This window comes from Streptomyces roseirectus, assembly GCF_014489635.1.
GTDB lineage: Bacteria > Actinomycetota > Actinomycetes > Streptomycetales > Streptomycetaceae > Streptomyces > Streptomyces roseirectus.
This window is the reverse complement of record NZ_CP060828.1, coordinates 1,727,861-1,750,488: the sequence shown is the minus strand read 5'-3', so window position 1 is coordinate 1,750,488 and position 22,628 is coordinate 1,727,861. Positions and strand designations below refer to the sequence as shown.

The following is a 22,628-nucleotide window of genomic DNA, read 5'->3' as shown; positions in this document are numbered from 1 at the left end:
TTCTTCCCAGCTCCGGCGCCCGCTGCTACGTTCCCTTCGAAAGCCCGGAGCTGACGGCCGATGCGAGGCGGGGAGGGGTTCGTGAGACGCATGACGGCACGGCCCGCGAACGCCCACCAGGCCCGGCTGCTGCACCTGTTGAGGGACGGCGGCCAGAGCTCCCGGGCCCAGCTGGGCGACCAGGTCGACCTCTCCCGGTCCAAACTGGCCGTGGAGGTGGACCGGTTGCTGGAGACGGGACTGGTCGTCGCCGACGGTCTCGCCGCCTCCCGGGGCGGACGGCGCTCGCACAACGTGCGCCTCAACCCCGAACTCCGCTTCCTGGGCGTCGACATCGGCGCGACCTCCGTCGACGTCGCCGTCACCAACGCGGAGCTGGAGATCCTGGGCCACCTGAACCAGCCCCTGGACGTCCGTGAGGGACCGGTCGCGGTCTTCGAGCAAGTCCTCGCCATGACGGCCAAGTTGCGGGCCACCGGCCTCGCCGACGGCATGGACGGCGCGGGCATCGGAGTACCGGGCCCGGTCCGCTTCCCCGAGGGCGTCCCGGTCGCGCCGCCGATCATGCCGGGCTGGGACGGCTTCCCCGTACGGGAGGCGCTGAGCCAGGAACTCGGCTGCCCGGTCATGGTCGACAACGACGTGAACCTGATGGCGATGGGGGAGCAGCACGCCGGGGTCGCCCGGTCCGTCGCCGACTTCCTCTGCGTCAAGATCGGCACCGGCATCGGCTGCGGCATCGTCGTCGGCGGGCAGGTCTACCGGGGGACGACCGGGAGCGCGGGCGACATCGGCCACATCCGGGCCGTGCCCGACGGCCGTCCCTGCGCCTGCGGCAACCGGGGCTGCCTGGAGGCCCACTTCAGCGGCGCCGCGCTCGCGCGGGACGCGACGGAGGCGGCCCGGCAGGGCCTGTCCGCCGAACTCGCGGACCGGCTCGCGGTGAACGGCACGCTGTCCGGCGCGGACGTCGCGGCGGCGGCCGTCGCCGGCGACGCGACCGCCCTCGACCTGATCCGTGAGGGGGGCAGCCAGGTCGGGCAGGTCATCGCCGGCCTGGTCTCCTTCTTCAACCCCGGCCTGGTGGTGATCGGCGGCGGGGTGACCGGCCTCGGCCACACCCTGCTCGCCGCGATCCGCACCCAGGTCTACCGCCAGTCGCTGCCCCTGGCGACCGGCAACCTCCCCATCGTCCTGGGGGAGTTGGGGCCCACCGCCGGAGTCATCGGCGCGGCCCGGCTGATCAGCGACCACCTGTTCTCACCCGCGTAACCAGCAAGCGACCGCACGTGACGGGGCGTCAGCCCCCTGGGGCCACCCGGCCCGACGTCCCATCGCCGAGCGCTCCTCACCAGCGCCCTCCCGCACAGCGCCGCAACGCACCTGCCCGGCACCGGAGTTCACACGTCCGGCGGCCGAGCGCGCCCTGACACCGGCCCGCACCGCCCGCCGAGGGGATCCACATGGCTCCACAAGCACCGCTGCTCAGCATGTCCGGCATCACCAAGTCGTTCCCCGGCGTCCGTGCCCTGGACGGCGTCGACCTCGACGTCCAGGCCGGTGAAGTGCACTGTCTGCTCGGCCAGAACGGCGCGGGAAAGTCCACGCTCATCAAGGTCCTGGCCGGCGCCCACCAGCCCGACGGCGGCACCATCCGCTGGCGCGGCGAGGAGGTCGTCCTGCGCTCGCCGATCGCCGCGATGCGCCTGGGCATCGCCACCATCTACCAGGAACTCGACCTCGTCGAGCACCTGTCGGTGGCCGAGAACATCCACCTGGGCCACGAGCCCACGGCCGCCGGGTTCGTCGTCCGCAGGAAGACCGCGAAGGACTCGACGGCGGCCCTCCTCAAGCGACTTGGCCATCCCGAGGTCGAACCGGGGCGGCTGGTCGCGGAGTTGTCGGCGGCGCAGCGGCAGATCGTGTCGATGGCGCGGGCGCTCTCGCACGACGTGCGGCTCATCGTGATGGACGAGCCGTCCGCCGCGCTCGACCCCGACGAGGTCGACAACCTCTTCCGGATCGTCGCCGACCTCACCGCCGACGGGGTCGCCGTCGTCTACATCTCGCACCGACTGGAGGAGATCCGCCGCATCGGGGACCGGGTGACCGTCCTCAAGGACGGCCGGGCCGTCGCCGGCGGGCTGCCCGCCGAGTCGACGCCGACGCGTGAGGTCGTCGCGCTGATGACCGGGCGCAACGTCGAGTACGTCTTCCCGGAGAGGCCCGCCGAGCAGTCCACGGGCACGCCCGTGCTCCAGGTGCGCGGGCTCGCCAGAGACGGCGAGTTCGAGCCCGTCGACTTCGAGGTGCGGGCCGGGGAGATCGTCGGACTCGCGGGGCTCGTCGGCTCCGGACGCTCGGAGATCCTGGAGACCGTGTACGGGGCGCGGAAACCGACGGCCGGTCAAGTCCTCGTCGAGGACAAGGAGTTGAGGCCGGGCAGCGTACCCGCGGCCGTGCGCGCCGGGCTCGGGCTCGCCCCCGAGGAACGCAAGGCGCAGGCCCTGCTGCTGCTCCAGTCCGTCACCCGCAACGTCTCCGTCTCCACCCTCTCCCGGTTCGCCCGCGCCGGCTGGATCGACCGGGGCGCCGAACAGGGCGCCGCCCACGCCGCGACCCGCGAACTCTCCCTGAGGCCCGACAACCCGTCCGTCGCCGTACGCACCCTCTCCGGCGGCAACCAGCAGAAAGCGGTGCTCGCCCGCTGGCTGCTGCGCGGCTGCAAGGTGCTCCTCCTCGACGAGCCGACGCGCGGCGTCGACGTCGGAGCGCGCGCCGAACTCTACGCCGTGGTACGGCGGTTGGCCGACGAAGGGCTCGCCGTGCTGCTCGTCTCCAGCGAGGTGCCCGAAGTCCTCGGCCTCGCCGACCGCGTCCTGGTCCTGCGCGAGGGCCGTGTCGTCCACACGGCGCCCGCCCGCGAACTCGACGAACACCGTGTCCTCGACCTCGTCATGGAAGGAAGCCCCGCGTCATGACGCAGCCCGTCTCCCCGCCGCGGGACAGCGCCGACAAGATGCCGGAAGCCGCCCAAGTCCCCTCGTGGCGCGGCCTGTTGGCCCGCGCGGACGTCCGTATCCTCTCCCTCCTCGGCGTGCTCGCCGTCCTCGTCGTCATCGGAGGCATCACCAAACCCGACGAGTTCCTGGACACCCGCAACCTCCAACTCGTCCTCACCCAGGCGTCGGTGATCGGTGTCGTCACCGTCGGGATGACGTTCGTCATCATGTCCGGCGGCATCGACCTGTCCGTCGGCGCGATCGTCGCCCTCGCCTCGGTGTGGGCGACCACCGTCGCCACCCAGGAGTACGGGTTCGCCGGGATCCTCTTCACCGCCGTCCTCGTCGGACTCGGCTGCGGGCTCGTCAACGGGGTGCTCATCGCGTACGGCGGGATGGTGCCGTTCATCGCGACGCTGGCCATGCTCGCCTCGGCGCGCGGGCTCGCCCTGCAGATCACCGACGGGCAGACCCAGATCGTCACCATCGACAGCGTCCTCAAGCTCGGCGAACGCGGCTCCTACGTCCTCGGGATCCCGCCGCTCGTCCTGGTGTTCGCACTCGTGACGGTCATCGGCTGGCTGCTGCTGAACCGGACCACGTTCGGGCGGCGGGCCGTCGCGGTCGGCGGGAACCCGGAGGCGGCGCGCCTCGCCGGCATCGACGTCCGCCGCCAGCGGCTCTACCTCTACCTGCTGTCCGGGCTGTGCTGCGGCATCGCCGCGTTCCTGCTGATCGTCCTGTCCGGCTCCGGCCAGAACACCAACGGCAACCTGTACGAACTCGACGCCATCGCCGCCGCGATCATCGGAGGCACCCTGCTCAGCGGGGGTCGGGGCACCATCGTCGGGTCCGTGCTCGGCGTCCTGATCTTCACCACGATCACCAACATCTTCGCCCTGAACAACCTCCAGAGCGACGTCCAGCAGATCGCCAAGGGCGCGATCATCGTCGCCGCCGTCCTGGTCCAGCGCCGTACCGCGAACGCGACCTGAGGAAAGGGTCCAGTCATATGTCACACATCCCCAGCCGCAGAGGGCTGCTCTTCGGGACCGCCGCGGTCTCCGCGACCGCCGTCCTCGCCGCTTGCACCAGCAACGAGACCAGCGACGGCGACGAGGACGCCGGCACCAGCGGGCAGCCCGCCGCCGACGACCAGCCCGGCAAGCAGGTCACCATCGGCTTCGCCGGCCCCCAGGCCGACCACGGCTGGCTCAACGCCATCAACGACCAGGCCAAGAAGCGCGCCCAGAAGTACTCCGACGTCAGCCTGGAGATCACCGAGGGCTCCAACGACACCGCCCAGCAGATCGGGCAGATCGAGACCCTGATCAACAAGAAGGTCGACGTCCTCGTCATCCTGCCCGCCGACGGCAAGGCCCTCACCCAGGTCGGCCTCAAGGCGATGCGCGCCGGGATCCCCGTCGTCAATCTCGACCGGATCTTCAACACCCCCCAGGCGTACCGGTGCTGGATCGGCGGCGACAACTACGGCATGGGCTTCAACGCCGGGCAGTACATCGGCGAGAAGCTGAAGGGCAAGGCGAACGCGAAGGTCGTCGAACTCGCCGGCATCGACAACCTCGAACTCACCCGGCAGCGCACGCAGGGCTTCGACGACGCCCTGAAGAACTACCCGAACCTCCGCAAGGTGGCCCGCCAGGCGGCCGACTTCACCGTCGAGTCCGGACAGGCCAAGATGGCCCAACTCCTCCAGGCGCAGCCCCAGTTCGACGCCCTGTGGAACCACGACGACGACCAGGGCGTGGGCGCCCTGCGCGCCGTCTCGCAGGCCGGGCGCGACGACTTCCTGATGGTCGGCGGCGCCGGCTCGCTCTCCGCGATGCAGGCCATCAAGCAGGACAAGGGCGTCCTCAAGGCGACCGTCCTGTACCCGCCGACGATGGCCGCCTCCGCGATCGACCTCGCCCGCGCCCTCGGCCAGGACAAGGGCGTCGGCGGGCTCGCCGAGTTCGAGATCCCCGCGTCGATCACCCTGTACTCGGCCGTCGTCGACAAGGCCAACGTCGACCAGTACATGCCCACCGGCTTCCGGTGACCGGCCCGGCCGGCGCCGCGTGACGGCCGCCGGCCCGCACCCCCCACCGCGCGCACCACGACGAGGAGGACCACCGCATGGAACAGCCGCAGGAGCCGAGGGAGACGGCCGGGGAACAGGGGAAACGCCCGCTGCGCGTCGGCATGGTCGGCTACGCCTTCATGGGCGCCGCCCACTCCCAGGGCTGGCGCACCGCAGGCCGGGTCTTCGACCTCCCCCTCACCCCGGTCCTCGCCGCGATCTGCGGCCGCGACCCGGACGCGGTCCGGGCGGCGGCGGACCGGCACGGCTGGGCGTCGGCCGAGACCGACTGGCGGGCGCTGATCGCGCGGGACGACATCGACCTGGTCGACATCTGCACCCCCGGTGACAGCCACGCCGAGATCGCGCTCGCGGCCCTCGCGGCCGGGAAGCACGTGCTGTGCGAGAAGCCGCTCGCGAACACGGTCGGTGAGGCCGAGGAGATGGCACGGGCCGCCGAACAGGCCGCCGCGCGCGGTCAGTTGGCGATGGTCGGGTTCAACTACCGGCGGGTGCCCGCGACGTCCTTCGCGCGGCGGCTGGTCGCGGACGGGCGGCTCGGGACGCTGCGGCACGTCCGGGTGACGTACCTTCAGGACTGGCTGGTGGACCCGCAGTTCCCGCTGACCTGGCGGCTCAGGAAGGAACTCGCGGGGTCCGGGTCGCTGGGGGACCTCGGGGCGCACATCGTCGACCTCGCGCAGTATCTGGCGGGGGAGCGGATCGCCGGGGTGTCGGCGCTCATGGAGACGTTCGTGCGGGAGCGGCCGTTGCCGGGCGGGGCGACGAGCGGGCTCTCGGCGGGCGGGGCGTCCGGCGCCGGCGCGACCGGGGCCGTCACCGTCGACGACGCCGCCCTGTTCACCGGCCGGTTCGCCTCCGGCGCGCTCGCCTCCTTCGAGGCGACCCGCTTTGCCACCGGACGCAAGAACGCGCTGCGCATCGAACTCAACGGCGAGCGGGGCTCGTTGTGGTTCGACCTGGAGCGACTGAACGAACTCTGGTTCCACGACGGCACGTTGCCGGACTCCGAGGCCGGCTTCCGCCGTATCCTCGTCACCGAACCCGACCACCCCTACCTCGACGCCTGGTGGCCGCCGGGCCACGGCCTCGGCTACGAGCACACCTTCGTCCACCAGGCCCGTGACCTCGTCCACGCGATCGCCGAACTGCGGCCCCCCGAGCCGTCGTTCGCCGACGGACTCCAGGTCCAGCGCGTGCTCGCGGCCGTCGAGGAGAGCGCCGAGAAGAACGCCGTCTACACGCCCGTCACGGACTGAGGAGTCCCGAGCATGCCGCGCCCGTTCACCCTGTTCACCGGCCAGTGGGCCGATCTGCCCCTCGAAGAGGTCTGCTGGCTCGCCCGCGACTTCGGCTTCGACGGCCTCGAACTCGCCTGCTGGGGCGACCACTTCGAGGTCGACAAGGCCCTCGCGGACCCGTCCTACCTCGCCTCCCGCCACCAGCTCCTCGACAAGTACGGCCTGAAGTGCTGGGCGATCTCCAACCACCTCGCGGGCCAGGCCGTCTGCGACGCCATCATCGACGAACGCCACCAGGCGATCCTGCCCGCCGACGTGTGGGGCGACGGCGACCCCGAGGGCGTCCGCCGCCGCGCCGCCGACCGGATGCGCGACACCGCGCGCGCCGCCGCCGCGTTCGGCGTCGACACCGTCATCGGCTTCACCGGCTCCGCGATCTGGCACCTCGTCGCGATGTTCCCGCCCGCCCCGGCGGCGATGATCGAGCGCGGGTACGACGACTTCGCGGAGCGCTGGAACCCGATCCTGGACGTCTTCGACGCGGAGGGCGTCCGGTTCGCGCACGAGGTCCACCCGAGCGAGATCGCCTACGACTACTGGACAACGCGCCGCGCCCTGGAGGCCGTCGACCACCGGCCCGCGTTCGGGCTGAACTTCGACCCCTCGCATTTCGTGTGGCAGGACCTCGACCCGGTCGGGTTCCTCTGGGACTTCCGCGACCGGATCTACCACGTCGACTGCAAGGAGGCCCGCAAGCGGCTCGACGGCCGCAACGGGCGGCTCGGCTCCCACCTGCCGTGGGGCGACCCCCGGCGCGGCTGGGACTTCGTGTCGGCCGGACACGGGGACGTCCCCTGGGAGGACGTCTTCCGGATGCTGCGGTCCATCGACTACAAGGGCCCGATCTCCGTCGAATGGGAGGACGCCGGCATGGACCGGCTCCAGGGCGCGCCCGAGGCGCTGAACCGCCTCAAGGCGCTCGACTTCGAGCCGCCGTCGACCTCGTTCGACGCGGCGTTCTCCAACTGACCTTCCCCCTGCCTGGGTTGACGGCCCGCCTGATCTGACGGGCTGTCAACCCCCGGCTCCCTGCCCCGGGATGACGGCGCATCCCGGTGTACGAACCCACAGGCACCACCCTGGAGGCACCCGTGCACGGGAACGACCCCACCATCCGCACCCAGCGCAGACGCCCCGCACTGCGCAAGGCCGTCGCGCTGCTGACCGGCACCCTGCTCGCCGGCGCGTCCCTCACCCTCACCACTCCCGCCGGCGCAGCCGTCGCCGACGAGCCGGCCCCCACCGCGGCCGAGGACTTCCAGCAGGTCACCCTCGCCAAGGGCGAGGCGGAGGTCGGCGAGCCCATATCGCTCGCCGTCCTGCCCGACCGCTCCGTCCTGCACACCTCCCGCGACGGCGAACTCCGCCGCACCGACGCGGCCGGCAACACCCGCCTGATCGGCAAGCTCGACGTCTACAACCACGACGAGGAGGGCCTGCAAGGCATCGGCGTCGACCCGCAGTTCAGCACCAACCGCTTCATCTACCTGTTCTACGCACCCAAGTTGAACACCCCGGCGGGCGATGCCCCCGAGACCGGCACCGCCGCCGACTTCGCGCCCTTCGACGGCGTCAACCGCCTCTCCCGCTTCACGCTCAACGCGGACAACACCTTGAACGCGGCCAGCGAGAAGCAGATCCTCGACGTCCCCACCTCACGCGGCCTGTGCTGCCACGTCGGCGGCGACATCGACTTCGACGCGGCCGGCAACCTGTACCTGTCGACGGGCGACGACACCAACCCGTTCCAGTCCGACGGGTTCACCCCCATCGACCAGCGCCCGAACCGCAACCCCGCCTTCGACGCCCGCCGTTCGGCCGGCAGCACCAACGACCTGCGCGGCAAGATCCTGCGCATCAAGGTGAACGCCGACGGCTCGTACAGCATCCCCGACGGCAACCTGTTCGCCCCGGGCACCGCGAAGACCCGCCCCGAGATCTACGCGATGGGCCTGCGCAACCCGTTCCGCTTCAGCGTCGACAAGGCCACCGGCATCCTCTACATCGGCGACTACGGCCCCGACGCGGGCGCCGCCGACCCGAAGCGGGGCCCCGGCGGACAGGTCGAGTTCAACCGCGTCACCGGCCCCGGCAACTTCGGCTGGCCCTTCTGTACGGGCGCCAACGACGCATATGTGGACTACGACTTCGCCACCAAGACCTCCGGCGCGGCCTTCGACTGCAACGCGCCGAAGAACACCTCCCCGCACAACACCGGCCTCGTCGACCTGCCCCCGGCCCAGCCCGCCTGGATCCCCTACGACGGCGCCTCCGTACCGGAGTTCGGCGACGGCTCCGAGTCCCCGATGGGCGGCCCGGTCTACCACTACGACGCGAACCTCGACTCGCCCGTCAAGTTCCCCGAGGCGTACGACGGCGACTTCTTCGCCGGGGAGTTCGGCCGCCGCTGGATCAAGCGCATCAGCAGCGACGCGAACGGCACCGTCGAGTCCATCAGCCCCATCCCCTGGTCCGGCACCCAGGTGATGGACATGGCCTTCGGCCCCGACGGCGCCCTGTACGTCCTCGACTACGGCCTCTCCTGGTTCGGCGGCGACGAACACTCCGCGCTCTACCGCATCGAGAACGCCACCGACGGCCACTCACCCGTTCCACAGGCCGCCGCCAACAGGACGTCCGGACAAGCCCCGTTGAAGGTGAAGTTCTCCTCCGCCGGGACCACCGACCAGGACGGCGACGCCCTCACCTACCGCTGGGACTTCGGCGACGGCGCCACCTCGACCTCGGCGAACCCCTCGCACACCTACCGCAAGAACGGCACCTACACCGCGACTCTGACCGCGAAGGACCCCTCCGGGCGCACCGGCAGCGCGAGCGTCCAGGTCGTCGTCGGCAACACCGCGCCGACCGTCGTCCTCCAAACCCCCCTGGACGGACAGCTGTTCAGCTTCGGTGACGCGATCCCCTTCAAGGTGAAGGTCACCGACCCCGAGGACGGCAAGGCGATCGACTGCGCCAAGGTCACCGTCCGCTTCATCCTCGGCCACGACAGCCACGGCCACCCGATCACCTCCGCCACCGGCTGCACCGGCACCCTCAAGACCAGCGCCGACGGCGGCCACGACCCCAACGCCAACATCTTCGGCGTCCTCGACGCCGAGTACACCGACAACGGGGGCGGCGGGCAGGCGGCGCTCACCTCGCGCGACCAGAACGTCCTCCAGCCCCGCCACCGGCAGGCCGAGCACTACGGCACCTCCAGCGGCGTGACGGTGACGGCGCGGGCGTCCGCGAACGGCGCGAAGACCGTCGGGGGCATCGAGAACGGCGACTGGATCGCGTTCACCCCGTACGTGCTGCGGGGGCAGACCTCGGTGACGGCGAGGGTCGCCTCCGCCGGAGCCGGCGGCACCCTGGAGATCCGCGCCGGCTCGGCCAGGGGCACGCTCCTCGGCAAGGCCCAAGTACCGGTCACCGGCGGCTGGGAGACCTACCAGAACGTCACCGCGAAGCTGTCCCGCGCACCTCGCGGAACCACCTCCCTCTACCTCGTCTTCAAGGGACGTGGCGGCCAACCCCTCTACGAGATCGACGACTTCACCTTCACCACGAGCTGAGAGGACTGCCCCATGATCCGCGCACTCGGCGCGGTCGCGGGCGCCACCCTGCTCCTCGGCGCCCTCGCCGAACCATCCGCCCTGGCCCGCCCGGACCACGGCACCCCACGCGTCCTCGTCTTCTCCAAGACCGCCGGCTTCCGGCACGACTCCATCCCCGACGGCATCCAGGCCGTCCGCGAACTCGGCGCATCCAGCGGCGAGTTCACGGTCGACGCGACGGAGGACGCCACCGCGTTCAACAAGACGAACCTCCGCCGCTACGACGCCGTGGTCTTCCTCTCCACCACCGGGAACGTCCTCGACGAGACCCAACAGGCCGCGTTCGAGGGCTACATCCGCAAGGGCGGCGCCTACGTGGGCGTCCACGCCGCCGCCGACACCGAGTACGACTGGCCGTTCTACGGCGGCCTGGTCGGCGCCTACTTCCGCGGCCACCCGGCGATCCAGCCGGCCGACACGATCGTGGAGGACCGCGCCCACCCGGCCACCTCGGGCCTTCCGCCCGTCTGGCACCGCACCGACGAATGGTACGACTACCGCGCCAACCCCCGGGAATCCGTAAGGGTGTTGGCATCCCTCGACGAGTCGTCCTACAGCGGCGCCGGCATGAACGGCGATCATCCGATCGCCTGGTGCCAGACCTACGAAGGGGGCCGCGCCTTCTACACCGGCGCGGGACACACCAAGGAGTCGTACACGGACCCCGCCTACCGGGCGCACCTGCTCGGCGGGATCCGGTACGCCCTCGGCACGGCCCACGCCGACTGCCGGCCGGAGAGCGGCTACACGAAGCTCACCGACGGCGACTGGCGGCAGGCCGGCCCCGGCACCTTCACCCGCTCGGCCGACGGGACCTGGACCTCGTCCGGCGGGATGGGGCTCCTCTGGTACGCCGGACGCGCCTTCACGTCGTACTCCCTGAAAGTCGACTGGAAGGTGACCGGGGACTCCAACTCCGGTGTGTTCGTGGGGTTCCCCCCGTCCGACGACCCCCGGTCGGCCGTCGATCACGGGCACGAGGTGCAGATCGACGCGAGCGACGTGCTCTGGCGGACGACCGGTGCCGTGTACGGGTTCAAGTCCGCCGACCTGATCAAGCGGGACCGGGCGCTGAATCCGCCGGGGGAGTGGAACACGTACGAGATCCGCGTGGAAGGTGAACGGCTGCGCGTCTGGCTCAACGGCGTGCGGATCAACGACTTCACCAACCGCGACCCCGCGCGCAGCCTGCGCGACGGTCACATCGGGCTCCAGAACCACGGGCCCGGCGACGAGGTGTCGTTCCGCGACATCCGCGTCAAGGAACTGCCCGTCAAGGGCCGTTGAACGGCGGCGGGCGAGGGACGCCGGACCCTCGCCCGCCGTCACGGCGCAACTCGGGTGCGCCGGAACTCGGGTGCGTTGGAACTCGGGTGCCCCGGGGACTCGGGGACGTCAGGGAGCCGTGCTCGCTCTCGGCTCGCGCGCACCGTCAACTCGCGTTCACTGCAAGGAGGTTGCCATGCCCAAGGTGGGTGTCTGGCTGATCGGCGCACGGGGTTCCGTCGCCACCACCGCCGTCGCGGGCTGCGCCGCCGTCACCGCGGGGCTGCGTCCGCCGGTCGGACTCGTCACGGAGCGGCCCGAGTTCGCGGACGCCGGGCTGCCGCCTCTGGCGTCGCTCGTCTTCGGGGGGCACGACGTCGCGGACACGCCGCTGGTGAAACGGGCGGAGGAGCTGGTGGCGGAGGGGGTGCTGCCGGGGGGACTGGGGGCGGCCGTGGAGGGTGAACTGGCGGAGGCGGAGCGGGAGATCAGGGTGGGGGTGGTTCCAGGACGCGGTACGCCTCCCGGCGGGGCCGGTGTCCTTGAAGAGGACGAGCAGCGGATCGGCGCTCTCGCCGCCGACATTCAGGACTTCGTGCGCCGGCGGGGGCTCGATCGGGCCGTCGTCGTCAACGTCGCCTCCACGGAGGCCGCGCCTGAGCCCGACGCCCGTGTCCTGCCGCCGAGTTCGCTGTACGCGGCGGCCGCGCTGCGGGCCGGGTGTCCCTACGTCAACTTCACGCCCTCCACGGGGCTTCACCATCCCGCCCTCGCCGAGGCCGTCGAGGCGAGCGGGCTGCCGTATGCCGGGCGCGACGGGAAGACGGGGCAGACGCTGTTGCGCTCCGTCCTCGGGCCGATGTTCGACCGGCGTGCGCTGCACGTCCGTTCGTGGTCCGGCGTCAACCTCCTCGGGGGCGGCGACGGGGCCGCGCTGGCCGATCCCGGCGCCGCCGCCGCGAAGAACGCCGGCAAGGAGCGCGTCCTCGCCGACACGCTCGGCTCGATCCCCGAGGGCCGCGTCCACATCGACGACGTCCCCGCCCTCGGCGACTGGAAGACCGCCTGGGACCACATCGCCTTCGACGGGTTCCTCGGCACACGGATGACCCTCCAGACCACCTGGCAGGGCTGCGACTCCGCCCTGGCCGCACCGCTCGTCCTCGACCTGGCCCGCCTCGCGCTGCGCGCGCACGAACGGGGGGTGTCGGGGGCGCTGTCGGCCCTGGCGTTCTTCTTCAAGGATCCGGTGGGGGAGGCGCCGGCGGGGTTGGAGGAGCAGTGGGGGGAACTGGTGGGGTTCGGCCGGGAGTTGGGGAGCGGTGGGGGAGGGGGCAGTGCGGGTGCGGGTGGGCCGGGAGGGGGTTCGGGGGCGGCCGGTCCGGAGAGTGGTGGCGGTGCGGGTGGGCGGGGGCTCGGCGGAGGAGTCGCCGGGAGTGATGCGGGGGCTCGCGGCGGGAGTGAGGGGGCGTGAGCGGGGGGCAGGAGGGTTCGGGTGGGGGCGGTGTGCGTCCGGGGGTGGCGTCCGGTGCGACTCCCGTTGGTGGTGCGGGCGTTGAAGCTCCGGTAGCTGCTGGGCTCTCCCGAGTCGACGCCGGTGCAGATCCCCGCGTCGGCCCCCGCTCCCACCCCCTCCGCTTCGGTTACGGCACCAACGGCCTCGCCGACCTCCGGCTGGACGACGCCCTCGCCCTCCTCGCCGACCTCGGCTACGTCGGCGTCGGGCTGACGCTCGACCACATGCACCTCGACCCGCTGGCCCCGGACCTCGTGGCCCGGACCCGGCGTCTGGCGCGGCGGCTGGACGCGCTGGGGCTGGGCGTGACCGTCGAGACGGGGGCCCGCTATGTCCTGGACGCGCGCCGCAAGCACGGTCCGTCGCTGATCGACCCCGACCCGGAGGACCGGGCCCGCCGGACCGGGCTGCTGGTCCGCGCGGTCGAGATCGCCGAGGAGTTGGGCGCCGAGGCCGTCCACTGCTTCAGCGGCGTCCTCCCGAAGCCGGAACGGAACCCGGAACCGGCGCGGGCGCGGCTCGTCGAAGACGCCGCGTGGAAACGCCTCACCGACAGCCTCACCCCCGTCCTGGAGAGGGCCACCACCGCGGGCGTCCCCCTCGCGATCGAACCCGAACCGGGCCACCTCCTCGCCACCCTCGCGGACTTCCACCACCTGCGCGCCCTCCTGGGCGACCCCGCGGCGCTGGGTCTCACCCTCGACATCGGCCACTGCCAGTGCCTGGAACCCCTCCCGCCGGCCGACTGCGTCCGCGCCGCCGCCCCTTGGCTGCGCCACGTGCAGATCGAGGACATGCGGCGCGGCGTCCACGAACACCTCCCCTTCGGCGAGGGCGAGATCGACTTCCCGCCCGTCCTCGCGGCCCTCGCCGCCACCGGCTACCGGGGCCTGACCGTCGTCGAACTCCCCCGTCACTCGCACGCGGGCCCCGAACAGGCCGCCCGCTCGCTCCCGTTCCTGACCGCCGCGACCACGCCCTGAAGGAGGCCCACCCCGATGCCCGACCCCCACGAGCCCGGCCTCCCAGCAACCCCTGACCCAGCGGCCCCCGACACCCCCGGCCCTCCGCCACCCGCCCGCACCCCCCTCCCCGCCCTCCACGACCACCTCCGCACCCACCTGCCCGCCGCCGCCCGCACCTGGCTCGACGAAGCCCTGACCGAACTCCCCACCTGGGAACGCCACTTCACCGAGGCAGCCCGGCGCTGCGGCGCCGCGTACGCCGACGCCGCCCGCGTCCTGCTCCTGCACGCCGCTCACCCCGACACCCCCACCCTGACCCGCCTGTACTCCCAGGGCACGGCGGCGGAACGCCGCGCGGTCCTGCACGCACTGCCGCACACCACCCCCACCCCGGACGCCCTCCCGCTCGTCGAGGACGCCCTGCGCACCAACGACACCAGCCTGATCGCCGCCGCCGTCGGCCCGTACGGCGCCCGGCACCTGGACGCGCACGCGTGGCGCCACGCCGTCCTGAAGTGCGTGTTCACCGGCGTCCCGGTGACCGAGGTCGCCGGCCTGGCGGACCGCGCGCGGGGCGACACCGAGCTGGCGAGGATGCTGCGCGACCAGGCGGCGGAGCGGACGGCGGCGGGCCGCCCGGTGCAGGAGGACCTGAGGCGGGTCCTGGCCATCGCCGAAGCCCCCCGACCGACGGAGCCGTGATGCGTCTCTTCGACCCCCACATCCACATGACGTCCCGCACGACCGACGACCACGAGGCGATGCGCGCCGCGGGCGTGCGCGCGGTCGTCGAGCCAGCGTTCCGGCCGGGCCGGCCCCGCACCTCCCCGGAGAGCTTCCACGCCCCCTCCGACTCCCTGCCCGGCCGGGAGCCCTTCCGCGCCGCGCCGGCCAGCGGCTGCCGGCCGGGCTTCTCGGTCTGCCCGGACACCGAGACGGACGAGAAGCGCACGGTCGCCCCGCTGCGTGGCGGTGAGTGACCGATGCGCTTCCGCCACCCCGACGGCTCCACCGTCCACCTCGCGTACTGCACCAACGTCCACCCCGCCGAGACCCTGGACGGCGTCCTCGCCCAACTGCGCGACCACTGCGAGCCCGTACGGCGCCGGCTCGGCCGCGACCGCCTCGGCATCGGCCTGTGGCTCGCCCGCGACGCCGCGCACACCCTGGACACCGACCCGGCGGCCCTGCGCACCCTGCGCACGGCCCTGGACCGGCGGGGCCTGGAGGTCGTCACCCTCAACGGGTTCCCCTACGACGGGTTCGGTACCGGCGAGGTCAAGTACCGCGTCTACAAGCCGGACTGGGCCGACCCCGAACGCCTCGACCACACCACCGCCCTCGCCCGCGTCCTCACCGGGCTGCTTCCCGACGACGTCACCGAGGGCAGCGTCTCCACCCTGCCGCTCGCCTGGCGCACCGGTTTCGACGACGCCCGCGCGCACCTGGCCCGCACCGCCCTGCGCACGCTCGCCGAACGCCTCGACGCGCTGGAGGAGCTGACCGGGCGTTCCGTGCGTGTGGGCCTGGAGCCCGAGCCGGGGTGCGTCGTCGAGACCACCGCCGACGCCCTCGCCCCGCTCGCCGCCGTCGCGCACCCCCGCATCGGGATCTGTGTCGACACCTGCCATCTCGCCACCTCCTTCGAAGATCCGCACACCGCCCTGGACGCGCTCGCCGCCGCCCGCGTACCCGTCGTCAAGTCCCAGCTCTCCGCCGCCCTGCACGCCGAGCGGCCCGATCTGCCCGCCGTCCGCGAAGCCCTCGCGGCCTTCGCCGAACCCCGCTACCTGCACCAGACCCGCGCCCGCACCGCCACCGGACCGCACGGCACCGACGACCTCGCCGAAGCCCTCACCACCGGCGCCCTGCCCGACACGGCGCCCTGGCGCGCCCACTTCCACGTCCCGCTGCACGCGACGCCCGCCGCGCCCCTCACCTCCACGCTCCCCGTCCTGCGGACGGCGCTCACCCGCCTCGTCGGCGGCCCGCACCCGCTCACCCGGCACCTCGAAGTCGAGACCTACACCTGGCAGACCCTCCCTCCCGCGCTGCGGCCCCGCACCCGCGTCCAGCTCGCCGACGGCATCGCCGCCGAACTGGCCCTGGCCCGCGACCTCCTGACCGACCTCGGCCTCAAGGAACTCCCGTGAGCACCGCGGCCGGCCCGGCCGCCGACCCGTCCGACGGCCATGACTCAACGTAACCACACGCCACTGACAACGGGGTCCGCGAAGCGCTGAGCAGGCCCCGGACACAGACCGGATCCCCCCACGGCACCACCCGGAGAACCGATACGGCACCCCCCGCTCCGTGAAACCGCATCACCGACCCGAAAGCGAGACACCGTGACCGCGTTCAACGACGAATCCGGCACCGACGAGGCCCTGCGCCGCGCCCTCGGCATCGGCCGCCGCCGCTTCCTCAGCACCTGCACCGCCGTCGCCGGCGCAGCGATCGCCGCGCCCGTCATCGGCGCCGCGCCCGCCGCCGCGCAGGACCTCGGCAGAGGCCATGGGCACGGGCACGGCCACGGGCACGGCGCGCTCGTGCCGGCCCACCGGCGCGGCCTCATCCTCTACACCGTGCGCGACGCCACCGCCCGCGACCCGCTCGCCTCCGACCTGCCCTCCGGGTTCCGCGAGGTCTTCAAGCAGCTCTCCCGGTTCGGCTACCGGCAGGTCGAGTTCGCCGGGTACGGGCAGCACGCCAACGCGCCCGGCGGGGCGAGCCTGGAGTCCGTCAAGGGGGCGCGGCTGCTGCGGTCCTGGCTCGACGACTTCGGGCTGCGCGCCCGCGGCAACCACGGCTACATCCCGCCGTCCTGGCCGCTCGTTCCCGCCGAGGTGGACACCTTCAAGAAGCACCTGGAGATCGCCAACATCCTCGGCATGCCCCACATGGGCACCGGCGCCGACCCCACGAGTGGCTCCCACAAGGCGGACTGGGACCTCGCCGCCGACAAGTGGAACGCGCTCGGCACGATCGCCCGCCGCGCCGGCGTCAAGCTCTACACCCACAACCACGACGCCGCCTACGGCTTCCTCCTCGACTCCGGGCCCCTCGACGCGCAGGGCAAACCCACCCGCAGCTCCGGCATCCGCAGGCTGGAGTACTTCCTCAAGGTCACCGACCCCCGCGCCGTCTGGCTCGAACTCGACGTCTTCTGGGCGCACGTCGCCCAGTACAAGTTCCACACCTACACCGCGCCGGACGGCTCCACCCGCGAGCACGTCTTCGACCCCGCCGCCGTCGTCGTCCGCCACGGCCGCCGCTACCCGCTCTTCCACGCCAAGGACGGCACCGTCAACCTCACCAACGGCATGGGCTACGACATGGTTCCCTTCGGCACCGGCGACATCGACTACACCACCTTCTTCTCCCGCATCGGCGACCGCGACTACCGCAACCCCATGGTCGAACAGGACAACGCCCCCAGCCCCACCGACCCCACCCAGTCCCTCACCTACGCCCGCATCGGCTACGACAACCTCGCAGCCCTGAAGAGCCGCCGCCACTGACCCACACACGCGTGGAGGCCCACCCCCACAAACCCGGGCCTCCACGCACGCGTGCCCACCCCCGCAGAGCGAGCCCCACGCGCCGGCCGAAAGCCCTGCCGATCCGCGCGTTCGGGACCGGCGCCCGTCCAGCCCCGCGTGCGCGAGGACAACAGGAGGCACATCGCGCGATCCGGTGCCGAACTCTCCGCCCGGTCCCGCCTGTTGAGGCCCACACACAGGCCACTCGCGCTCGCGGCCGGCCATCGGCCTCGCCGCACCCCACCTCGCCTCACCCCGTCCCGGCGGCCGCCCGCGCCCTCCCCGGCTGTCGTAGGAGCAGGGCGAGGAGGGCGGCGATCAGGGAGACGGCGCCGGCCAGTGCGTAGGCGCCGTCGTAGCCCCAGGAGGCGACGACGAGGGAGCCGAGGCCGCCGCCGAAGAGGCCGCTGACGAGTTTGCCGCTGTAGACGAGGCCGTAGTTGGTGGCGTTGTAGTTCTCGCCGAAGTAGTCGGGGGTGAGGGCGGCGAACAGGGGGTAGAAGGCGCCGCCGCCGAACCCGGAGAGGAACGCGAAGAACAGGAACAGGGCCTCGCTGCGGACGTCGCCCGCCCAGATGACGCCGAACTGGGCGAGCCCGAGGACGACGATGACGAAGACGAGGGTGGACTTGCGGCCCCAGCGGTCGGAGAGCCAGCCGACGACACCGCGCCCGACCCCGTTGACGACGGCCATGACGCCCATGGAGGACGCGGCGACGAGGGGCCCGAAACCGACCTCCTTGGCGTAGTCGACCTGGAAGGAGATCCCGAAGATGGACACCCCGGCGGTCATGACGACGGACAGCCACATGAGGGGCAGCATGCCGGTGCGGATCGCCTCCTTGGGGGTGAACTGGCGCACGGCGGGAGGGTTCTTCACGAGGCTCCCCGAGCGGGACCCGGCGACAGCACCCGCACCGGCGCCCGCGCCCGCGTACGCGAGGGGATCGACGTCGGCGGGCCACCAGTTCTTCGGCGGATCCTTGAAGAAGAACGCGCACCCGAACACGACGACCATCACGTAGCAGCCGATGAGGTCGAGCACCCGGTGGTAGTTCGCCGTGTCGAAGCCGTAGTTGAAGACGAAGATGAACGGCAGCGACCCGTACGCGAACCCCCCGTTGACGAACCCCGTGCGGGCGCCGCGCCGCTCGGGGAACCACTTGCCGACCATGTTGATGCACGTCGCGTACACGAGCCCCGCCCCGATGCCCCCGACCACGCCGAAGCCCAGAATGGCCAGCAGGACGTCGTCGAGATGGGAGAGGGCGAGGAAACCCACGAGGCACAGTCCTGAGCCCGCGTACATGGCCTGACGGGCCGTGAGGAGCCCTCTCTCGCGTAACCAGCCGGCCGGGAAGGCGACACCGGCCTGGAAGAACACCCAGACGCTGAGGATCCAGAACGTGTTGGACTGCGTCCAGCCGTGCGCGTGGGACAGGGTGTCCTCGGCGGAGCCGTACGCGTACTCGAAAACGCTGATCGCCATCATGGCGAGCCACGGAAGATAGATCATCAGTTTGCGCGAGTGACCGAGGATGTCCCGGTCGGTCTCGCCCACGCGGTACACGCGCCCGCGCGCGTCGGTCACCTCGCGGTAGGCGGCGCGCTGCCGCGAGGACTGTGCTGCGTACGGATCTGCCGTCATGTCAGGCCATTTCCTCACCGAGTGGATGCGGATTGGGAACGATGCGACGACGGGCCCGGGGCCTGCCCGGTGCCCTCAGGAAGAGCGCCAGCACGGCGGAGGCCAGCCCGATCCCGCCCGCCAGGACGAACGCGCCCTCGTAGTCCCACGCCCCGACGACGACGGAGCCGACACCGGAGCCCACGAGGCCGGAGACGAGCTTGGAGCTGTAGACCATCCCGTAGTTGCTGGCGTTGTTGTTCTCGCCGAAGTAGTCGGCGGTCATCGCGGCGAACAGCGGGAAGATCGCGCCCCCGCCGAACCCGGAGACCATGGAGCAGAAGAGAAAGAACGGCATGCTGCCCATCTGGCCGGAGACCAGCACACCGAACTGCGCGGTGCCCAGCACCACACAGACGACGACCAGGGTGTTGCGCCGCCCGTACCGGTCGGAGATCCAGCCGATCACCCCGCGCCCGGTGCCGTTGACGATCGCCTTCAGGGACATCGCCGTGGCCACGATCCCGCCCGCGAACCCCATGTCCTTGCCGAACGGCACCTGGAAGGCGATCCCGAAGATGTTGATCCCGGCGGTGCACAGCAGGCAGAACCACATCATCCACAGCACAGGCGTGCGCGCGGCTTCCCGCGGCGTGTACTGCCGCGGCGCCGGAGGGTTCTTCTGGAGCGCCCGGCGGATCTTCGGGTCGTCGGTCGGCGCCAGCGGGTCCACGTGCGGCGGCCACCAGTTCTTCGGCGGGTCCTGGAAGAACCAGCCCGCGCACGCGACGACCGCACAGCACACCAGCCCCACCGCGACCAGCACGCTCCGGTAGTTGCTCAGGTCCATGTACGACGTGAACAGGAACACGAAGGGCACCGAGCCGTAGGCGAAACCGCCGTTGACCATGCCGGTCTTGCCGCCCTTGCGCTCCGGATACCACTTGCCGACCATGTTCACGCAGGTCGCGTACACCAGGCCGGCGCCGATGCCGCTGCACATCCCGAAGCCCAGATAGGCGACGGCGACGTTCGGCGCGAACGCCAGCGACAGATAGCCCAGCACCGTGCCGAGCGCGCCCAGCAGCATCGCGTAGCGCGCGGGAAGCCGCCCGCTCTCCCGCAACTGCCCCGCCGGGAAGGCGACGGCCGCCTGGAAGAACACCCAGACGCCCATCAGCCAGAAGATGTGCCCGCTGCTCCACAGATGCGCCTCGTGGAGCGTGTCCTCGGCCGACGTGAACGCGTACTCCGAGGAACTGATGCCCAGCATCCCCATCCACGGGAAGAGCACCATGGTCCAGCGCGCCCGCCCCATGACGTCGCGGTCGCTCTCCCCGATCCGGTACACGCGCCCGTGCCGGTCCGTCACCTCCCTGTAGGGGACGGCCGCTGAGTCGTATCCGGTGGTCTTCATCTGATGTGCACCCCTTGGCGTCGAAAGAACCGGCAGGCTTCCTGGGCCCCTTGGCTTCCGTGCGCGAACGGGTCCCGGGGCCGGCCGACGCGCACCGTCGGCCGGCTCCCGACCGCCTCACCTCATGAACCACCCCCGAGGAGCCCCGCCGCCCGCGCCCACCGGTACTTCGCGCCCAGCACGGCCACCGGCCGCTCGGTCGTGTACGGGTACGCCACGACCCCGCGCTCGAAGAGGTACTGGCACGCCTCCTCCACCTCGACGTCCCCCGCCAGCGACGCCACCACCGGCTTGACGACGCCCCGCTCCCGGAACTCGGCCACCACGCGCGCGGTGAGCTCCGCGAAGACCATCGGCGGCGTGACGATCGTGTGCCAGTAACCGAGCACCAGCGCGTGCACGCGCGGGTCCTCCAGCCCCAGCCGGATCGTCGCCTCGTACGTCGACGGCGGCTCGCCTCCGGTGATGTCCACCGGGTTGCCCGCCGCCCCGAACGGCGGGATGAAACTCCGGAACGCCTCGTCCAGATCCGGCGGGATCTCCATCAGGGACAGCCCGTTGTCCGTCACCGCGTCCGACAGCAGCACCCCGCTGCCGCCCGCGCCCGTGATGATGACGACGTTGTCGCCGCACGGCGCCGGCAGCACCGGCAACGCGCGCGCGTACTCCAGCATGTCGTGCAGCCCCGGCGCCCTGATCACCCCGGCCTGGCGCAGGATGTCGTCGTAGACGGCGTCGTCGCCCGCCAGCGCGCCCGTGTGCGACCCGGCGGCCCGCGCGCCCGCCGCCGTCCGCCCGGCCTTCAGGACGACCACCGGCTTCTTCGGCACCGTCGCCCGCGCGGCCTCGACGAACGCCCGCCCGTCCTTCAGGTCCTCCAGGTGCATCGCCACGCACTCGGTGTGCGGGTCCTGCGCGAACCACGTCAGCAGGTCGTCCTCGTCCAGGTCCGACTTGTTGCCGAGCCCGACGATCGCCGACACGCCCGTGCGCGTACTGCGCGCGAAGCCCAGGATCGCCATCCCGATGCCGCCCGACTGCGAGGTCAGCGCGACACCGCCCTTCACGTCGTAGGGCGTGCAGAACGTCGCGCACAGGTCCTGCCAGGTCGAGTAGTAGCCGTAGATGTTCGGCCCCAGCAGGCGCACCCCGTGCCGCTCGGCGATCTCCACGATCTCGGCCTGCAGCGCGTGCTCGCCGGTCTCCGCGAACCCGGAGGGGATCAGCACCGCGTTCGGTATCCCCTTGCGGCCCACCTCCTCCAGGGCGGCCCCGACGAACCGCGCGGGGATCGCGAACACGGCCACGTCGACCTCGCCCGGCACGTCGCCGACGCTCCGGTACGCCTTGCGGCCGAGGATGTCGTCCGCCTTCGGGTTGACGGGGTGGATGTCCCCGGCGAACCCGCCGTCGACCAGGTTGCGCATCACCGAGTTGCCGATCTTGCCCGGCTCGCCCGAGGCGCCGATCACCGCGACCGACCGGGGCTTCATCAACCGCCGCATCGACGCCAGGATCTCCTCACGCGCGTACCGGCGGCGCTCCTTCACCGGGCCGTCGGCCAGGATGATCCGCACGTCCGCCGCGTGCGCGCCCTCGGGGGTCGCGATCACCGGGTTGAGGTCGACCTCGGCGATCTCCGGGAACTCCGCGACCAGCAGCGACACCCGCCGGATCTGCTCCGCGAGCGCCCACCGGTCCACCCCGGCCCGCCCCCGCACCCCGCGCAGCACCGGGGCCGCCCGGATCGAGTCCAGCATGGACAGCGCCTCGTCCGCGTCGACCGGCGCCAGCCGGAACGTGACGTCCTTCAGGACCTCGACGAGCACCCCGCCGAGCCCGAACGCCACCACCTTCCCGAACGTCGGATCCGTCACCGCCCCGACGATCACCTCCTGCCCCTCGGGCAGCAGCTCCTGGATCTGCACGCCCGTCACGCGCGCGTGCTCGTCGTACGCGCGCGCGTTGCCGACGATCGTGTGGAACGCCTCCCGTACGGCCGCCGCCCCCTCGACGCCGACGACGACCCCGCCGGCCTCCGTCTTGTGGAGGATGTCCGGCGACACGATCTTCATCACCACCGGCCCGCCGAACCGCGCCGCGTGCGCCACCGCCTCCTCGACGTCCCGCGCCAGCTCCTCGCCCGGCACGGCGATCCCGTACGCGTCGGCGACCTCCTTGCCCTCCGGCGCCGTCAGCGTCGTCCGCCCCTCGGCGCGCACGGCGTCCAGCACCGCGCGCACCCGGGCCGCCCGGTTCTCGTCCAGCACC

At 72.1% G+C, this 22,628-nt stretch carries 16 protein-coding genes and 1 pseudogene; 14 read left to right on the top strand and 3 right to left on the bottom strand.

The window, feature by feature from the left end; all coding sequences use genetic code 11:
- The first annotated feature begins 90 nt into the window (after window positions 1–90).
- The 14 genes and pseudogenes from IAG44_RS07110 (at window position 91) to IAG44_RS07045 (ending at window position 17,292) form a co-directional block, all read left to right on the top strand.
- Window positions 91–1,272, top strand: a complete 1,182-nt coding sequence (locus IAG44_RS07110; RefSeq protein ID WP_187752552.1) for an ROK family transcriptional regulator — start codon at window positions 91–93, stop codon at window positions 1,270–1,272.
- Between the two features lie 191 nt (window positions 1,273–1,463).
- Complete coding sequence (locus IAG44_RS07105) at window positions 1,464–2,981, top strand: sugar ABC transporter ATP-binding protein (protein WP_187746267.1); 1,518 nt, start codon at window positions 1,464–1,466, stop codon at window positions 2,979–2,981.
- Window positions 2,978–3,997 carry an ABC transporter permease gene (locus tag IAG44_RS07100; protein ID WP_187746266.1) on the top strand — a complete coding sequence of 340 codons (1,020 nt, stop codon included), beginning with the start codon at window positions 2,978–2,980 and terminating at the stop codon, window positions 3,995–3,997. Before IAG44_RS07105 ends, IAG44_RS07100 begins: the two co-directional genes overlap by 4 nt.
- Window positions 3,998–4,014: 17 nt before the next feature.
- Window positions 4,015–5,061, top strand: coding sequence for a substrate-binding domain-containing protein (locus IAG44_RS07095; protein WP_187746265.1), 1,047 nt, complete (start codon window positions 4,015–4,017; stop codon window positions 5,059–5,061).
- Between the two features lie 77 nt (window positions 5,062–5,138).
- On the top strand, window positions 5,139–6,362 hold the full coding sequence (locus IAG44_RS07090; RefSeq protein ID WP_187746264.1) for a Gfo/Idh/MocA family protein: 1,224 nt from the start codon (window positions 5,139–5,141) through the stop codon (window positions 6,360–6,362).
- 12 nt (window positions 6,363–6,374) lie between these two features.
- On the top strand, window positions 6,375–7,373 hold the full coding sequence (locus IAG44_RS07085) for a sugar phosphate isomerase/epimerase family protein (RefSeq protein WP_187746263.1): 999 nt from the start codon (window positions 6,375–6,377) through the stop codon (window positions 7,371–7,373).
- A gap of 122 nt (window positions 7,374–7,495) precedes the next feature.
- A complete protein-coding gene (locus tag IAG44_RS07080) occupies window positions 7,496–9,982 on the top strand; it encodes a PQQ-dependent sugar dehydrogenase (protein ID WP_187752551.1) in 2,487 nt (828 codons plus the stop codon).
- 12 nt (window positions 9,983–9,994) lie between these two features.
- The gene (locus IAG44_RS07075) at window positions 9,995–11,311 is read left to right on the top strand and encodes a ThuA domain-containing protein (RefSeq protein WP_187746262.1); all 1,317 of its coding nucleotides are present in this window, start codon (window positions 9,995–9,997) and stop codon (window positions 11,309–11,311) included.
- Window positions 11,312–11,486: 175 nt separating this feature from the next.
- Entirely contained in the window at window positions 11,487–12,764 is a 1,278-nt protein-coding gene (locus IAG44_RS07070) for an inositol-3-phosphate synthase (protein ID WP_187746261.1), read from the top strand.
- A gap of 200 nt (window positions 12,765–12,964) precedes the next feature.
- Complete coding sequence (locus tag IAG44_RS07065; RefSeq protein ID WP_246563848.1) at window positions 12,965–13,789, top strand: sugar phosphate isomerase/epimerase family protein; 825 nt, start codon at window positions 12,965–12,967, stop codon at window positions 13,787–13,789.
- A gap of 15 nt (window positions 13,790–13,804) precedes the next feature.
- Window positions 13,805–14,473, top strand: a complete 669-nt coding sequence (locus IAG44_RS07060) for an EboA domain-containing protein (RefSeq protein WP_187746260.1) — start codon at window positions 13,805–13,807, stop codon at window positions 14,471–14,473.
- Window positions 14,473–14,658, top strand: a pseudogene (locus tag IAG44_RS07055) (TatD family hydrolase); the annotation flags it as partial. The gene IAG44_RS07060 and the pseudogene IAG44_RS07055, both read left to right, overlap by 1 nt.
- Before the next feature lie 96 nt (window positions 14,659–14,754).
- Window positions 14,755–15,924, top strand: a complete 1,170-nt coding sequence (gene eboE / locus IAG44_RS07050) for a metabolite traffic protein EboE (protein ID WP_187746259.1) — start codon at window positions 14,755–14,757, stop codon at window positions 15,922–15,924.
- Between the two features lie 195 nt (window positions 15,925–16,119).
- Entirely contained in the window at window positions 16,120–17,292 is a 1,173-nt protein-coding gene (locus tag IAG44_RS07045; RefSeq protein ID WP_187746258.1) for a sugar phosphate isomerase/epimerase family protein, read from the top strand.
- A 271-nt stretch (window positions 17,293–17,563) separates the two neighbouring features.
- Here the strand turns inward: IAG44_RS07045 and IAG44_RS07040 are convergent, their stop codons facing one another.
- From IAG44_RS07040 to IAG44_RS07030, 3 genes are all read right to left on the bottom strand, one after another.
- Window positions 17,564–18,961, bottom strand: coding sequence for an OFA family MFS transporter (locus IAG44_RS07040; protein ID WP_187746257.1), 1,398 nt, complete (start codon window positions 18,959–18,961; stop codon window positions 17,564–17,566).
- 1 nt (window position 18,962) lies between these two features.
- Window positions 18,963–20,357, bottom strand: coding sequence for an OFA family MFS transporter (locus tag IAG44_RS07035; protein WP_187746256.1), 1,395 nt, complete (start codon window positions 20,355–20,357; stop codon window positions 18,963–18,965).
- A gap of 122 nt (window positions 20,358–20,479) precedes the next feature.
- On the bottom strand, window positions 20,480–22,627 hold the full coding sequence (locus IAG44_RS07030) for an acetate--CoA ligase family protein (protein ID WP_425508426.1): 2,148 nt from the start codon (window positions 22,625–22,627) through the stop codon (window positions 20,480–20,482).
- Window position 22,628: the final 1 nt, after the last annotated feature.